This window comes from Paenibacillus sp. Leaf72, assembly GCF_001422685.1.
Lineage (GTDB): Bacteria > Bacillota > Bacilli > Paenibacillales > Paenibacillaceae > Pristimantibacillus.
Genome location: NZ_LMLV01000023.1, coordinates 198,678 through 214,518, shown reverse-complemented (window position 1 = coordinate 214,518; position 15,841 = coordinate 198,678). Strand labels below are relative to the sequence as shown.

Here is a 15,841-nt window from a genome sequence, read left to right as displayed (position 1 = left end):
GAAAATTTGGTTGATGTTTTATCGCAAAATGAGATAGATGCGCTGCTGGCGGCCCTTAATTCTGGCGAGATGGATGCCGAGGATTTAAAAAAGGAAGAAGTAACGAAAAAAGTCAGAGTTTATGATTTCAAACGTGCTGTTCGATTTTCGAAGGATCATATTCGCAGCTTGACTCGCATACACGAGAACTTCGCGCGATATTTGACAACCTATTTCTCAGCGCAGCTTCGTACTTTCGTTCAAATCAGTGTAGTTCAGGTCGAGCAGCTTCCTTATGATGAGTTTATTCGTTCGATTCCGAAGATGACGATATTGAATATTTTTGAGGCGGAGCCGCTTGAAGGACGCATGGTGATGGAGGTGCATCCAAATATCGCTTACGCGATGCTGGATCGTATGCTTGGCGGGCAAGGCGTTGCGCCTTCCAAAATCAATAACTTGACTGAAATCGAAACGATTATTATGGAAAAGATTTTTAGCCGGACGTTTGAGAGTTTGCAAGAGGCGTGGAAAACAATCATTGATATATCACCACGGCTGGAAGCACTTGAGACGAATCCTCAATTTATGCAGATCGTATCACCGAATGAAACAATCGCGCTTATATCCTTAAGTACGAAAATCGGTGAAACGACGGGGATGATCAATCTTTGTATTCCCCATGTTGTCATTGAGCCCGTTATGCCTCGTTTGTCGGCGCATCATTGGTTCGTTTCGCAGAAAAAGGAGCGTATTCCAGAGGAAGTTGAAATGCTGGAGCAGCGCGTAAGCAAAGCGAAGCTGCCGATTGTTGCCGAGCTTGGTGAATCTTCCATTACGATTCAGGAGTTTCTTGGTCTTAATGTAGGAGATGTCATTTCACTCAACAAGCCAGTAGGGGAAGGCCTGCATATCAAGGTAGGCGATAAATTGAAGTTCATCGGCAGTCCAGGCTCCGTGAAAGATCGGTTGGCTATTCAGCTTGATGAAGTTGTGAACGAAGGAGCGGGAGAAGAATATGACGAGTAAAGATTATTTGTCGCAGGAGGAAATTGATGCGTTACTAAATCAATCTTCTGGCAGTACGGATGCTGAACAGCCATCTGCCGATGATGTTCAGTTATCAGATTTCCTCTCAGCTATGGAACAGGACGCGCTTGGCGAAATTGGTAACATTACGTTCGGAAGCGCAGCAACTGCCTTGTCTACATTGCTAGGCGTGAAGGTGGATATTACAACGCCGGAAGTTACCTTTATTCGCAGAGATCAGCTGGCAGATGAATTTCCAAAGCCTCATGTTGCTGTAAGTGTTCAATATGTAGATGGCTTCCAAGGCATAAATTCGCTTGTCATTAAGACGAGAGACGCACAAATTATTGCCGATTTGATGCTCGGCGGCTCAGGCAATCCTACAGAAGAAGAGCTCAATGAAATTCATATTAGCGCCGTTCAGGAAGCGATGAATCAAATGATGGGGTCATCTGCAACGTCGATGTCAACCATTTTCAATCGTTTTGTTAATATATCGCCGCCAGGCATCGATATTCTCGATGTAGACAACGGTGGGGGAATGGGACATCTGCCTCCGGTAGATGTATTCATCAAAATTTCTTTCCGGCTTAAAATTGGAGATTTGATAGATTCGACAATTATGCAGCTACTGCCTGTTTCTTTTGCAAAGCAAATGGTAGCTATTCTTATGGGCGAAGAGACGGTTGAAGAGACTGCTGCAGCAGTTGAAGCACCTCCAGTAGTAGAAGCGCCGCCAGTGGCTCCGCAAGCGCCACAAAGTGCTCCTGCGCAGCCTGCGGCTCCATCGTTGCAGAAGCAAGAACAACAACCGCCAGCGGGATATAATGAAGCGCCGATGATGCAGCCGCCTGGCCCGAATACATATGGCCATGCAGCCAATCGCAATGTGAATGTTCAGCCTGTGCAGTTTGCTAATTTCAATAATGCGCCATATATTCAAGGCGAAGAGACGAACCTCAATTTACTGCTCGACATACCACTGAAGGTTACCGTAGAATTAGGAAGGACCCAGAAGCAGATTAAAGATATTTTGGAATTGTCGCAAGGGTCTGTTATCGAGCTGGACAAGCTTGCTGGTGAGCCTGTAGACATTCTGGTTAACAACAAGCTGATCGCAAAAGGCGAGGTTGTCGTTATCGATGAGAACTTCGGCGTACGTGTAACCGATATCGTAAGCCAATGGGACCGAATTCAAAAATTACAATAGCATCCTAGGAGGAAGAAAAAAGATGGCAAACCGTATTCTAATCGTAGACGACGCAGCATTTATGCGCATGATGATCCGCGATATTTTATCCAAAAACGGCTACGAAGTAGTTGGTGAAGCACCTGATGGCGCACAAGCGGTGGAGAAATTCAAGGAGCTTAAGCCAGACCTGATTACGATGGATATCACGATGCCTGAGATGGACGGCATTGCAGCACTGAAAGAAGTTAAAAAAATCGACCCAAATGCAAAAGTCATTATGTGCTCTGCAATGGGACAGCAAGCAATGGTTATTGACGCCATTCAAGCTGGAGCGAAAGATTTCATCGTTAAGCCTTTCCAAGCGGACCGTGTTATTGAAGCAATCAAGAAAACGCTGGGCTAACGGTTGTATGCGATGGTCAAACTTAAAGCTCGTGTAACGCTTTTATTGTTTTCAGGAATGGCCGTTCTGCCTGCCGCCGCCTTAGCGGAAGCAGTTCAGACGAGCCAGCCTGAATTGCCATACACTAGTTCGTCCAACGTGGCAGGCAGTGTAGTATGGGTTATTTTTTCTCTACTCCTTATTATTGGACTCATCATTGTTGTTATTAAATGGCTTTCGCGGCGCAACCGGGCGTTCGGAGGAACAAATCGTTCGCTTCGTTCGCTCGGGGGCATTTCCTTAGGTCAAAATCATTCGCTTCAAGTTGTGGAGCTGTCAGGGCGTCTATATGTTGTAGGGGTTGGAGAAAACATTACCCTATTGGACAAGATTGATGATGAGAAGCAAGCTGAGGCGATTATTGAGGCAATGGAGAGGCAAGTGCAAGGTGGCTGGTCGCCGAATGCTTTGACGGGCTTATTATCACGCTTTCGTCAAGGCTCTGGCGAGCAGGAACCGCAGAATGAACAGTGGAACGACGCTTCATCGTTTCAGAATGTCCTCAAAGACAAGATGAATCGTCAGGCGGATCGCAAGCAGCAGCTCGAAGCACTCCTCAAAGACCCTAACCCTAATGAACGGTTGAATGATGATCATGAAAAATAAATGGTGGATAGCTCTTGTTGCGGTGCAGTTAGCCGGTTTAATATTTCAATCGCATGCTTTTGCTGAACCGCTGCCGAACGTAGAAATTAACTTTGGCAACACGGGCAGCGATCAGCCGAACCCGAGCGCGTTATCAATTTTGCTGCTGATTACCGTGCTAAGCATAGCGCCTGCTATTCTAGTATTGATGACCAGCTTTACACGCATTATTATCGTGCTTAGCTTCGTTCGTACATCGCTCGGTACGCAGATGATGCCACCGAACCAGGTACTAATCGGACTTGCTATGTTTTTAACCTTTTTTATTATGGCCCCTACCTTCTCTCAAGTAAATGAGGTAGCTTTGCAGCCATATTTGAAAGGGGAAATTTCCCAAACAGCAGCTTTCGAGAAAGCGTCTGTACCGATGAAGGCGTTTATGTTCAAGCAGACGAGAGAGAAGGATTTAAAGCTGTTTATGGATTATACGAAGACGGAAAAGCCGAAAACTTACGAGGATATCCCATTGACGGTTTTGATTCCGGCGTATGCGATTAGCGAAATCAAGACAGCTTTTCAAATGGGCTTCCTTATATTCATACCGTTTCTCGTTATTGATATGATTGTATCCAGTACGTTAATGGCGATGGGGATGATGATGCTTCCGCCAGTAATGATTTCATTGCCGTTCAAGCTCTTGCTGTTCGTCATGGTAGATGGCTGGTATTTGATAGTCAAATCCTTGTTATTAAGCTTTAATACCTGACGACTGTATAGGGGGGGATGTTCAATGAGTGCCGATTTTATTATCGGTCTGGCCAGCGAGGCTGTATTTACCGTACTAAAAAGCAGTGCTCCAATGCTTCTTATTGCTCTCGTTGTTGGGCTCTTGGTCAGTATTTTTCAGGCGACTACCCAGATACAAGAGCAAACCCTAGCATTTGTTCCGAAAATTGTAGCGGTTTTTGCATCCGTTGTTTTGTTCGGGCCGTGGATTCTAAATACGATCGTCGATTTCACTTATAATCTGCTGAACAACCTGCATAAATATATCGGATAGGCGTGAATCGCAGCGATGGAGCTTATCGAGCAAGGTTTTCCTATTTTTTTGTTGATTTTTTGTCGAATTACATCATTTTTCGTCGTAGCTCCGATGTTTTCGGGGAAAATGATGCCGAATATTGCGAAAATCGGTTTAAGTTTTTTTATTTCTTTTATCGTGTATCTCACGTATGGCATTAATCAGACGGTAGCGACAGATGCCAGCTACGTGCTTTATGTCGTACAGGAAATATTGATAGGCCTGCTATTCGGCTTCGTGGTGTATTTGTTTTTCGTAGTCGTGCAGACGGCAGGGGCATTAATGGATTTGCAAATTGGTTTTGCGATGGCGAACGTCGTCAACCCATTGACGGGTACTTCCGTGCCATTGCTAGGTAATTTTAAATACATGATGCTTATTGTCATTTTTTTCTCCTTGAACGGCCATCACTACTTGCTTCGAGGGCTCATGGACAGTTACAAATGGATGCCGCTTGCTGGAGACTTTTTTGCGAGAATCAGCAGTGGCAGCATTAGCGAATTTTTAACGAAAGCCGTTGGAAATACGTTTTTGCTAGCTTTACAGGTCGCAGCTCCGCTAGTAATTGCTATGTTTCTGACGGATGTCGGACTGGCGTTTTTAGCCAAAACAGCGCCTCAATACAATGTTTTCGTAATTGGGATACCGCTTAAGCTTATTATCGGGACGATTTTGCTCGTGCTGCTTATGCCGGGGCTAAGTGGTCTGTATGAGCGGCTCATTGCCATCATGTTTGACAACTTGGAGCAGCTATTCGCCATTTTCAAAGGGCCGGACGGGTAAAGGAGGCTGTAATCGTGCAAATGTACCGTTTAAAGCTCGACCTGCAGCTGTTCAGCCAAGAGAAGACGGAGAAAGCGACGCCCAAAAAACGCTCGGAATCGCGTAAGAAGGGTCAGGTAGCCAAATCGGCTGACTTTCCCAGCTCCTTGATTTTGCTGTTTACGTTTGCTGGCTTTGCGATGTTTGGCGGCTTTTACAAGCAGCGAATTATGAATATGTTTGATGATATTTTCGAAAATTGGCTGCTTATGGAGCTTACGTCTGAAAATGTTTTTAACTTGTTCGGTACGCTCGTAACCGAAATGCTCATCTTTTTACTGCCTATATTTTCGGTAGCTATTTTAGTAGGCATTATCGGTAACGTTGCGCAATTTGGCTTCTTGCTTACAGGAGAGCCGCTTAAGATGAAGATCAGCAAGCTAAATCCGCTCCAAGGATTGAAACAGATCTTCTCCATGCGCTCTATTGTTGAAATGCTTAAAAGCTTGCTCAAGCTGCTGATTATTGGAGTGCTCGTATACCAGACGATTGCAAGCGATTGGAGCCGGCTGCTTTCTCTTTCGGACCTGTCTGTTGAGCAAATTTTCGCCTTTGCAGCTGGACTGACGGTCAGCATGGGGATCAAAATTGGTGCTGCGCTTGTTATACTCGCCTTTGCGGATTATTTGTATCAGAAGTACGAGCAGGAGAAAAGCATGAAGATGTCCAAGCAGGACATTAAGGACGAGCATAAGAAATCAGAGGGTGATCCGCTCGTTAAAGGCCGCATCCGAGAAAAGCAGCGGAGAATGGCCATCCAGCGGATGATGCAGCAAATCCCGAATGCAGATGTCGTCATTACCAACCCGACGCACTTTGCAATCGCCTTGAAATATGATTCCTCTAATATGGAGGCGCCCGTTATTATTGCCAAAGGCATGGATCATGTGGCGCTGCGCATTAGGGAAATCGCCAAAGAGCACGGCGTTATTACGATGGAAAATAAGCCGCTTGCCAGAGCATTATACGAACGCGCCGAAATCGGAGATGCCATACCGGCAGATTTGTTCCAGGCTGTGGCGGAGGTGCTCGCATACGTTTACAAGCTGAAAGGCCGTGTCAAATCATCGTAATTTAAGGGAGGAGGAAGCGTCATGAAACCAAAAGATCTTATCGTGTTAATCGGGATCATAGGCATCGTGCTCATGATGGTTATTCCCATCCCTATTCTTTTGCTGGATATTTTGCTTATTCTGAATATTTCCATCGCTTTAATGATATTGCTTATTGCGATGAATACGAAGGAAGCGCTGGAGTTTTCCATCTTTCCCGCAGTTTTGCTTGTTACGACCTTATTCCGATTAGCACTCAACATTTCTACCACCCGGAACATTTTGCAGCATGCAGAAGCGGGGGAAGTTGTCGCAACATTCGGTAGATGGGTGGGCGGCGGGCAAATCGCAATCGGGTTTATCGTCTTCCTTATTCTCGTCGTCGTTCAGTTCATCGTTATTACGAAGGGTTCTGAGCGGGTCGCCGAGGTAGCAGCAAGGTTTACCCTCGATGCGATGCCCGGCAAGCAAATGAGTATTGATGCCGACTTAAATGCGGGACTCATTAATGAGCAGCAGGCACGGGACCGGCGTTCCAAGATTGAAAGAGAAGCAGATTTCTACGGAGCTATGGATGGTGCCAGCAAGTTTGTAAAAGGGGATGCGATTGCATCCATTATCATTCTCATTATTAACCTGGTTGGCGGATTTATAATCGGGATGGCGGTACATGGTTTTCCCTTTGCCGAGGCACTCGAAACGTATTCGATTTTAACCATCGGGGATGGCCTCGTCAGTCAAATTCCAGCATTGCTTATTTCGGTAGCAGCAGGCTTAATCGTTACAAGAGCTGCATCGGACGGCAACCTGGCACAGGATTTGACAGCACAGTTGTTTAAATACCCTAATCTTTTATACATAGTTGCAGGAACAATAGCTTTGCTTGGTCTCGTTTCGCCAATCGGCGTTATGCGCACGCTCCCTTTTGCGGCACTGCTCGCATTTGGCGCATGGAGAATGAAAAAGCTGCAGGAGAAGCAAGTGGAGCAAGAGGAGATGCTTGTGGAAGAGCAGCAAATTGAAGAGGTTCGTAATCCGGAAAGTGTCATTGGCTTGCTGCAGGTGGATCCAATCGAGTTCGAATTTGGCTACGGCCTGATTCCACTGGCAGACACGCAGCAGGGCGGCGATTTGCTGGATCGTATCATTATGATCAGAAGGCAATGCGCGCTTGAGCTGGGGCTTGTCGTTCCCGTTATTCGGATCCGCGATAATATTCAACTGAGACCCAATGAATACGTCGTTAAAATTAAAGGGAATACCGTTGCGAAAGGCGAGCTTCTGCTCAATCATTATTTGGCAATGAGCCCGGGCTTCGATGATGAATCGGTACTTGGTATTGAAACGACAGAGCCGGCATTTGGGCTGCCAGCCATTTGGATTGACGAGCAGATGAAGGAAAGAGCGGAAATGTCGGGGTATACCGTCGTAGATCCGCCTTCGGTTGTCGCTACGCATTTGACAGAAATTATTAAGCGTCATGCGCATGAATTGCTTGGCCGTCAAGAGACGAAGGCGCTTATTGAAAATGTCAAGGAATCGTATCCAGCGCTTATCGATGATCTCATACCTTCGGTGCTATCCATTGGCGATTTGCAAAAAGTGCTTGCCAAGCTGCTTCGTGAAAAAGTTTCGATCCGCGATCTGGTGACCATTTTTGAAACGTTGGCCGATCACGGGCATTACACGAAAGATCCCGATGTGCTGACGGAATATGTCAGACAGGCGCTGTCAAGGCAAATTACCCAACAGTTTGCAGCAACGGGAGACAAGCTTAAAGTGATTACAGTCGGTCCGGCGATGGAGAAGAAAATCGCTGAGTCCGTACAGCAGACCGATCAGGGAAGTTACATTGCGCTTGACCCGATCGTCACTCAACAAATTTATTCCAAGCTGAATGAGCAAGTGACCCGGCAAATTCAGTCCGGACAGCAGCCTGTTGTGCTCACTTCCCCTACAATCCGCATGTATTTGCGCCAGATTGTGGAACGGACGATGCAGGAGGTTCCGGTCATCTCTTATAGTGAGCTTGAACCTAACGTTGAAGTACAGAGCGTAGGGGTGGTGAATTTATGAGAGTGAAACGTTATGTAGTCAATGCGCTTCCCGAAGCGCTGCCGATGATTCGAAGCGATCTTGGCAAAGATGCCGTTATATTGAATACGAAAGAAGTCAAAGTCGGTGGCTTCATGGGCATGTTCCGCAAAAAGAAGATGGAAGTTATTGCCGCTATTGAGTCGAATGCGGCGGCTCCGGAAAATCCGCCGCAGAAGCGCAAGGCGCCCGATGATGTCAGCGCCGTAATGGCAGCTATTACGGAGACGATGCAGAAGCAGCAGCGTGCCGCAGCAGCAACCGCAGCTGCTACAGCTACGGTTGAGCCGCCAGCAAGGCCTGCGCCAGTTGCGGCGGCTTCTCCAGTCAACGATCAGCTGATGGACGAAATTAAAGGGATTAAGCAATCCCTCCTGCAGCTGTCTTCGCAAAAAGCAGGAAATTCATTATCAGAAGCTGCACAAGCCCTTCATGACCGCCTTCAAGAGCAGGAGCTCGAAGTGGAGTGGATCGACCAGCTTATGGCGATCATCTCTGAGCAGGAAGGGCAGCAAAGGGAGCCATTGACACGTACGCAAGTATGGGAGCTTGCCAAACGGCAACTGCTCGAATGGATGGCCCCATATGCAGCGGGCATGATCGATGAGCAGGCCAGAATCGTTCATTTTGTTGGTCCAACGGGCGTAGGCAAAACGACAACGATTGCTAAGCTTGCGGCTAATCAAACGATTAAGCATAACAAAAAAGTAGGCTTCATTACATCAGATACGTACCGAATTGCTGCCGTTGACCAGCTTAGAACGTACGCTAATATTTTAAACATTCCGCTGGAGGTTGTTTTTTCTCCTATGGATTTGCCGAAGGCATTCAAGCAGCTCGAAGATAGAGAGCTCATCTATATGGATACGGCTGGCCGCAACTTCCGCAATGAGCTAAATGTATCAGAAGTAAACAGCCTGCTTCAATCGCATGACCGCAATGAAACGGTGCTTGTGCTGAGCCTTACCGGCAAAACGAAAGATATGACGTCAGTAGCCGGAAACTTTGTGAAATACGGCATCGAGAAGGTGTTGTTTACGAAGCAGGATGAAACGGCGGTGTATGGCTCTATTTTTAACCTTGTGATGAAGTTCGGTTTAACGCCGACTTATGTGGCAAGAGGGCAGACGGTGCCGGATGACATTGATCGCTTTAACGCTGCTGCTTATATGAATGATTTGCTGGGGGAAGCGGACGATGAATGATCAAGCCGAAGCGCTGCGACATATGGTAAAGGCAAGCAGCAGCGAAGGCGGCAAGCGCGAAACGCGCATTATAGCTGTCACCAGCGGCAAGGGCGGCGTTGGGAAGTCCAACTTTAGTCTCAATTTTGCGCTGATGCTTCAGAAGCTTGGTCAGAAGGTTCTCGTTTTTGATGTTGATATTGGCATGGCGAACATCGATATACTGATGGGCGTGCGCTCCTCCTACCATTTATATCATTTGTTCAAGCAGGACAAAACGATCTGGGATGTCGTTCAGGAAGGGCCTGAAGGACTGCATTTTATTGCAGGCGGATCGGGAATTAAAGATTTGCTGGAGCTGTCAGAGAAAGAGCTGACCTTGTTCACAGAGCAGGTTTCAAAGCTTCAAGGGCTGTACGATGTCATCGTGTTTGATACTGGTGCAGGACTTTCCAAGGAAACGGCGAGATTTATCGCCGCAGCACAGGAAACGATCGTTGTAACGACGCCAGAGCCGACCTCTATAACCGATGCATATGCCTTAATAAAAATGGTAAAAGCAATGGGCATCCATCCGAATTTCAGACTTATCGTCAATCGGACAGACAGCAAGCGGGAAGGCCGATTGACAGCAGATAAAATCAATTTGGCTGCCGAGCGCTTCCTAGAAGCCTCCTTGCCATTTCTCGGACTCGTACCCGATGATGCTCATGTAGGCAAGGCGGTAAAACGCCAGATTCCCTTCACCATCGCTTATCCAAGCAGTGAAGCATCGAAAGCTATGCATGAAATTGCAGTTCGTTTTCTAGAAATAAAGAGGCCGGAATCTGATGCTAAAAACGGTGTAAAGGGATTCTTGCATAAATTATTCAAGCTAACGAGATAGTCCTTTTAATCAGGGGAGGGGAAAAGATGGCTCCTTATCGTGTACTCATTGTAGATGATTCTGCATTTATGAGAAAAATTTTTAGTGACTTAATTTTAAAGGATTCAATGTTTTCAATAATAGCGACTGCAACCAATGGGGCCGAAGCTGTAAAAGCGGTGGAGAAATGGAAGCCCGATGTTGTAACGCTCGATCTGGAAATGCCTGAAATGAATGGACTTGAGGCTTTGCAAAAGATTATGAAACAAAACCCGACGCCTGTCATTATGCTGTCTGGCATTAGTGAGGATAACACGAGGGATACGATCAAAGCATTGCAGTTTGGAGCTTTTGACTTTATACGCAAGCCTTCAGGCATTGCAACGAATGATATTATCCAGGTTGGCGAGCAATTAATAGAGAAGCTAAAAACAGCTGTACTGGCGAGGAAGCCTTCATTCATTGAGGAGAAGATGGACCCGCCGGTAAAAGTGAAGGCGCTAGATATTAAAAAGCCTCTAATAACCGAAGCAACAACAAATGCAGCGTCACGGCTGGCTGCACCTTCTATGGCGAAGAAGAAACCGGAAATTACGCCACCAATAAAGCCGCCTAGCATGAACAAAAAGCCGGAACCACCAGCGGCAGTCAAAGCGGTGGCGCCTTCCTCTACATATAAGCCAACTGCTCCGCCGATTATAGCGAGCAAAAAAACGGAAACTCCCGCTCCGCCGAAAAAAGAGCTGCCGAAGTCTACTTCGTTTCAGCACATTGTTGCAATTGGAGCTTCAACGGGAGGGCCGCGTGCTTTGCATACGGTCATTAGCGCTTTGCCTGGCGATCTAGGCGCACCTGTCCTAGTTGTCCAGCATATGCCGCCGAAATTTACGAAATCGCTCGCTCAGCGCCTCGACAGCTTCAGTGCGCTGCATGTCGTTGAAGCAGCTCAAGGCGACCGGGTTCATCCCGGCGTTGTCTATGTTGCTCCCGGAGGCTATCATCTAGAGCTTGGCAAAGATAGTTCCGGTTATTATATTCATTTAACAGAGCAGCCGCAGCGCAATGGGCATCGTCCATCGGTAGATGTGATGTATGAATCATTAGTTCCTTTCAAGGAGCTGAAGCGTCACGCGGTCATCCTGACCGGAATGGGCAGCGATGGTACGAAAGGTCTTAAACAGCTTGTTGAGAGCGGTGCAGTAACTTCTATAGGCGAGGCGGAGGAAACTTGCATCGTTTACGGCATGCCGCGCAGCGCCTACGAAAGCGGGGCAGTTAAGACCGTGCTCCCGCTGCAACAAATCGCTGCACGTATTGAAAGCTGTGTACTTAAATAACGATTGAAGCAATCACAAGTCTAGCAGGAGGTGCGATACAATGGATATGAATGCCTATCTGTCGATGTTCATCGACGAATCTAACGACCATCTTCAAACCTTGAATGAAAACTTATTGCGACTGGAAGGCGAGCCGGAAGATCTATCAATTGTTCAAAATATATTCCGCTCCGCTCATACTTTGAAAGGCATGTCGGCTACGATGGGATATGAGGATCTGGCTGCCTTGACACATGAAATGGAAAATGTGCTTGATCTTGTTCGCAATAGCAAGCTCAAGATGGACAGCTTTATATTTGATACGCTTTTCAAGGGTCTTGATGCGCTGGAGGCAATGGTGCAGGATATCGTTAACGGTGGTACTGGTAAAGCGGATGTGACATCAATTGTGGCCGCCTTGCAGTCGATTTTTAGCGGAGAGCATAAACTATCGGTGCCGGATCAAAAGGCTGCAGCGGAAGGCGATTCTTCCAATGCGGACAAGCCTATTTTGCTGCTGGACGAGTACCAGACTTCGGTGATTAAGCAATCCATTGATAGCGGACATCAGGCTTATCATATTCATGTAACGATTCGCGAGGACTGTTTGCTGAAAGCAGTTCGTGCCTACATGGTATTCAACCTGCTGGAAGCACACGGAGAGATTGTGAAATCGGAACCTTCTGTACAGGATTTGGAACAGGAAAAATTCGATCGTTCCTTTACTGTATTTACCATTACACAGACGAAGCTGGAAGACCTGCATACGCAAATTATGAATGTATCCGAAGTGGAGACGGCAGTTATAACTTTGCTGGATGAGGAATCGCTTCATCTGCTAAGCACGCCAACAGCGAATCAGCAAGCTGAGGCTGAGGTGAAGAAAGCGAAGGAAGAGGTTGCAGCAGCTATTGCAGTCGTCGAGAAAAAAGAAGAGGCAGCCAAGGCTCCCGCAGCGGCTGCGCCTCGTAAAGACTCGCCTGCTCAAGCTGCGCCAGCAGCAGTTAATCGGACGATTCGCGTTGATATCGACCGTCTGGATACGCTGATGAATCTGTTCAGTGAGCTGCTCATTGATCGCGTTCGACTAGAACAGCTTTCAAGCGAAATTAAACGCAATGACTTGACTGAGACAGTCGAGCATATGACGCGTGTCAGCACAGATTTGCAAAATATCGTACTCAAGCTGCGCATGGTTCCCGTCGATTCGGTGTTCAACCGTTTCCCTCGCATGATTCGCGATTTGGCGAAGTCGCTTGATAAAAAAATCGATTTGGTCATTACTGGGGCGGATACAGAGCTTGACCGTACCGTCATTGATGAAATTGGCGACCCGCTCGTTCACTTGCTCCGCAACTCAGTCGATCATGGCATCGAGACGGTGGAAGAACGTATTGCCGCAGGCAAGTCAGAAGTAGGTACCATTTTCCTGCGTGCTTATCACAGCGGCAACCATGTGTTCATTGAAGTGGAAGAGGATGGACGCGGCATTAACCAGGAGCGGGTGCTGAAGACGGCGATCAAAAACGGCGTCGTTACCGAAGATGAGGCGAAAAAGCTGTCGAGCGACGAAATCAATATGCTGATTTTTGCAGCAGGCTTTAGTACAGCTGAGAAAATTTCGGATATTTCCGGACGCGGTGTAGGACTGGACGTTGTACGTTCCAAAATTACGTCGCTTGGTGGAAATGTTACCATTGACTCGGTGTTTGGCAGAGGAACGAAATTCTCGGTACAGCTTCCGCTGACGCTGTCGATTATTTCGGCGATGCTGATCAAGCTGGGCTCGGAAAAATATGCGATTCCGCTGTCCTCCATTGTGGAGACCAGCATTATCCGCAGATCGCAAATTTTGAACGTTCATGGCAATTTAATGATTGAATTCCGCAATACCGTTATTCCTCTTGTATCGCTGAGCCGTGTGCTTGAGACACCTGACTTTAATGATAGCGCCGAGGAAGAAACCGAAATTGTAGTGGTGCGCAAGGGAGAAAAATGGGCGGCAGTCACCGTCGATGAGTTTATCGGCCAAAACGAGATCGTGCTCAAAACGCTTGGCAAATATTTGACCAATATCGAGGCGATTTCTGGAGCGACGATTTTAGGTGACGGCCAGGTCGCATTAATTATTGATCCTAACGCATTAATCAAATAGGAGGTTTTCACAATGGGAGAAGAATTGAAGGTCATTGTTTTTGCGCTAGCTGATGAGGAATACGGTATTGAAGTAGATAAAGTTAGAACAATAGAGCGGATGTCGCCGATTACCCGCGTGCCTAAAACAGCCGCTTTTATTAAAGGCGTTATGAATTTGCGCGGTGTTGTTGTGCCGGTTGTCGATCTTCGTGGGCGTTTTGGCCTACCTGAGCAGGAACCGACAGATAATTCGCGAATTATAGTAGTAGCGGTAGATGATCTTGAAGTAGGATTTATTGTCGATTCCGCGAATGATGTCATAGATATCGATACGGACAACATCGATTCTCCACCGGAAATCGTAGGCGGCGTTAAAGCGAAGTACTTGCACGGTATTGCCAAGCTCGGGGACAGCAGACTGCTTATTATGCTAAATCTAGTTGAGGTGCTGAATAAAAACGAGATCGAACAGCTCATGCAACTGGAGGGATAGAAGTGGCACAGTTCAGCAAGTTTGAAGCTTTTGAGCTTGACGTACTAAAGGAAGTCGGCAATATAGGCGCGGGCAATGCAGCTACTGCATTGTCTCGTCTTCTTAACAAGCCAGTCGATATGGGTGTTCCGAAGGTCAGCCTGCTGCCCTTCGAAGAAATTGCCGATCGCGTAGGCGGTATGGAGCAGGTCGTCATCGCGGTGTTTTTAAGAGTGGAAGGCGAAGCGCCGGGCAATATGTTTTTTATCATTCAGGAGGACGCAGCGAAGCGTTTGCTGACTCAGCTGCTGTCATTGCCTCATGATGATGAGAACGGCTATTCCGAAATGGAGCTGTCGGCTTTATGCGAAATCGGAAATATTTTGACCGGCTCGTATCTGTCTTCGTTGGCTGATTTTACCCATTTGGCGATGGCTCCATCGGTTCCATCCGTTGCGCTGGACATGGCGGGAGCTATTTTAAGCTATGGCTTGCTGCAATATGGCGAAATGGGCGATTCCGCGCTATTGATAGAGACGACATTTCTCGAAGACTGCCAAGACCTGGAAGGCCATTTTTTCCTCATACCTGACCCTGAATCATTTACAAAAATTTTCCGCGCTCTGGGAGTAAATGTCGAATGATACAGCAAAATTTGATTAAGGTTGGAATGGCTGATTTAAATATTGCAACTGAGGGTTCCGTCCTCAAAACAACAGGGCTTGGTTCTTGTGTAGGACTTACGCTTTATGATCCGGTTAATAAAGTAGCCGGAATGGCCCATGTTATGCTGCCTTCCTCTGAAATTGCAAGAGAGGCGACGATTAACTTGGCGAAATATGCCGATACGGCCATTCCTGAGCTTATTGAACGGATGAAGCATGTGGGGGCGCAGCAAAATCGCCTTGTAGCGAAAATGGCTGGAGGCGCTCAAATGTTCGCCTTTTCAGGTCAATCGGACTCTATGCGTATTGGTCCGCGAAATGTCGAATCTTGCCTTGAGATCGTCAACAAGTTCAAAATTCCTGTGTTTGCACAGGATACAGGCGGCAATTATGGTCGCACCATTGAGTTCGACAGCGGAAGCGGTCTGTTACTCATTCGCAGCGTACAGCTTGGAATAAAGGAGATTTGAATTATTATGATCGGAAATTGGCGATGGAATGTCGGATTAGGACTCACGGGTGTTATATTAACGATTCTTTTCTCACTCGGTAAAAATGCGGTCACAGTCATGCTGCTGCGCAGTGTATATGCATTCATCGCCTTTGTTGTCATTGCGTTTATACTGCGTGCAGTGCTTACGTTTATTTTGAAGCCGCCGGCATTGCTGGATAACGGCGCTGCAGAAGAAGATGGAATAGGAACACAGTTTAATTTGACTACGCCGGATGAAAGCGAAGATTTAAATCAGCTGTTGAAAGACGGGCTGGATATTCGCCCAGCGCAAGATGAGGCAGATAGCAAGCAGCCAATGGAACAAGAGCAAGAGCCGTTTCGGCCATTAGCGCCGCCACAGCTCGTGTCTGCACAAAACAAAGAACCGGAAGAACTGGCTAAAGTAGTACGTCACCTGACAGGAGGGTGAAAAA

The 15,841-nt window shown here is 47.1% G+C and carries 17 protein-coding genes; all 17 read left to right on the top strand.

The window, feature by feature from the left end:
• Positions 1-6 precede the first annotated feature (6 nt).
• The 17 genes from fliM to ASF12_RS19485 are packed head-to-tail and all read left to right on the top strand — an operon-like array spanning position 7 to position 15,837.
• Positions 7-1,008: a flagellar motor switch protein FliM gene (gene fliM, locus ASF12_RS19565; RefSeq protein ID WP_056038221.1), complete on the top strand. Its 1,002-nt coding sequence runs from the start codon at positions 7-9 to the stop codon at positions 1,006-1,008.
• Positions 998-2,218, top strand: a complete 1,221-nt coding sequence (fliY, locus tag ASF12_RS19560; protein WP_056038219.1) for a flagellar motor switch phosphatase FliY — start codon at positions 998-1,000, stop codon at positions 2,216-2,218. The genes fliM and fliY overlap by 11 nt, the downstream gene beginning before the upstream one ends.
• A 22-nt stretch (positions 2,219-2,240) precedes the next feature.
• Positions 2,241-2,603, top strand: a complete 363-nt coding sequence (locus ASF12_RS19555) for a response regulator (RefSeq protein ID WP_046230724.1) — start codon at positions 2,241-2,243, stop codon at positions 2,601-2,603.
• 12 nt (positions 2,604-2,615) lie between these two features.
• Complete coding sequence (locus ASF12_RS19550; protein ID WP_056038216.1) at positions 2,616-3,248, top strand: flagellar biosynthetic protein FliO; 633 nt, start codon at positions 2,616-2,618, stop codon at positions 3,246-3,248.
• Complete coding sequence (gene fliP / locus ASF12_RS19545; protein ID WP_056039070.1) at positions 3,238-3,993, top strand: flagellar type III secretion system pore protein FliP; 756 nt, start codon at positions 3,238-3,240, stop codon at positions 3,991-3,993. The genes ASF12_RS19550 and fliP overlap by 11 nt, the downstream gene beginning before the upstream one ends.
• Before the next feature lie 24 nt (positions 3,994-4,017).
• On the top strand, positions 4,018-4,287 hold the full coding sequence (fliQ, locus tag ASF12_RS19540; protein ID WP_056038213.1) for a flagellar biosynthesis protein FliQ: 270 nt from the start codon (positions 4,018-4,020) through the stop codon (positions 4,285-4,287).
• 15 nt (positions 4,288-4,302) lie between these two features.
• Complete coding sequence (gene fliR / locus ASF12_RS19535) at positions 4,303-5,091, top strand: flagellar biosynthetic protein FliR (RefSeq protein ID WP_056038210.1); 789 nt, start codon at positions 4,303-4,305, stop codon at positions 5,089-5,091.
• A 20-nt stretch (positions 5,092-5,111) separates the two neighbouring features.
• On the top strand, positions 5,112-6,203 hold the full coding sequence (gene flhB, locus ASF12_RS19530; protein WP_056039068.1) for a flagellar biosynthesis protein FlhB: 1,092 nt from the start codon (positions 5,112-5,114) through the stop codon (positions 6,201-6,203).
• Between the two features lie 21 nt (positions 6,204-6,224).
• On the top strand, positions 6,225-8,258 hold the full coding sequence (gene flhA / locus ASF12_RS19525) for a flagellar biosynthesis protein FlhA (RefSeq protein WP_056038208.1): 2,034 nt from the start codon (positions 6,225-6,227) through the stop codon (positions 8,256-8,258).
• Positions 8,255-9,481 carry a flagellar biosynthesis protein FlhF gene (gene flhF, locus ASF12_RS19520; protein ID WP_056038204.1) on the top strand — a complete coding sequence of 409 codons (1,227 nt, stop codon included), beginning with the start codon at positions 8,255-8,257 and terminating at the stop codon, positions 9,479-9,481. Before flhA ends, flhF begins: the two co-directional genes overlap by 4 nt.
• Positions 9,474-10,346: a MinD/ParA family protein gene (locus ASF12_RS19515; protein WP_056038201.1), complete on the top strand. Its 873-nt coding sequence runs from the start codon at positions 9,474-9,476 to the stop codon at positions 10,344-10,346. Before flhF ends, ASF12_RS19515 begins: the two co-directional genes overlap by 8 nt.
• Before the next feature lie 26 nt (positions 10,347-10,372).
• Positions 10,373-11,662, top strand: coding sequence for a protein-glutamate methylesterase/protein-glutamine glutaminase (gene cheB, locus ASF12_RS19510; protein ID WP_056038198.1), 1,290 nt, complete (start codon positions 10,373-10,375; stop codon positions 11,660-11,662).
• Positions 11,663-11,702: 40 nt separating this feature from the next.
• Positions 11,703-13,796 carry a chemotaxis protein CheA gene (locus ASF12_RS19505; protein ID WP_056038195.1) on the top strand — a complete coding sequence of 698 codons (2,094 nt, stop codon included), beginning with the start codon at positions 11,703-11,705 and terminating at the stop codon, positions 13,794-13,796.
• A gap of 12 nt (positions 13,797-13,808) precedes the next feature.
• On the top strand, positions 13,809-14,270 hold the full coding sequence (locus ASF12_RS19500; RefSeq protein WP_056038192.1) for a chemotaxis protein CheW: 462 nt from the start codon (positions 13,809-13,811) through the stop codon (positions 14,268-14,270).
• A gap of 2 nt (positions 14,271-14,272) precedes the next feature.
• On the top strand, positions 14,273-14,893 hold the full coding sequence (locus tag ASF12_RS19495; protein WP_046230734.1) for a chemotaxis protein CheC: 621 nt from the start codon (positions 14,273-14,275) through the stop codon (positions 14,891-14,893).
• Entirely contained in the window at positions 14,890-15,384 is a 495-nt protein-coding gene (locus ASF12_RS19490; RefSeq protein WP_056038189.1) for a chemotaxis protein CheD, read from the top strand. Before ASF12_RS19495 ends, ASF12_RS19490 begins: the two co-directional genes overlap by 4 nt.
• A gap of 6 nt (positions 15,385-15,390) precedes the next feature.
• Positions 15,391-15,837, top strand: a complete 447-nt coding sequence (locus ASF12_RS19485; protein ID WP_056038187.1) for a hypothetical protein — start codon at positions 15,391-15,393, stop codon at positions 15,835-15,837.
• Positions 15,838-15,841 lie beyond the last annotated feature (4 nt).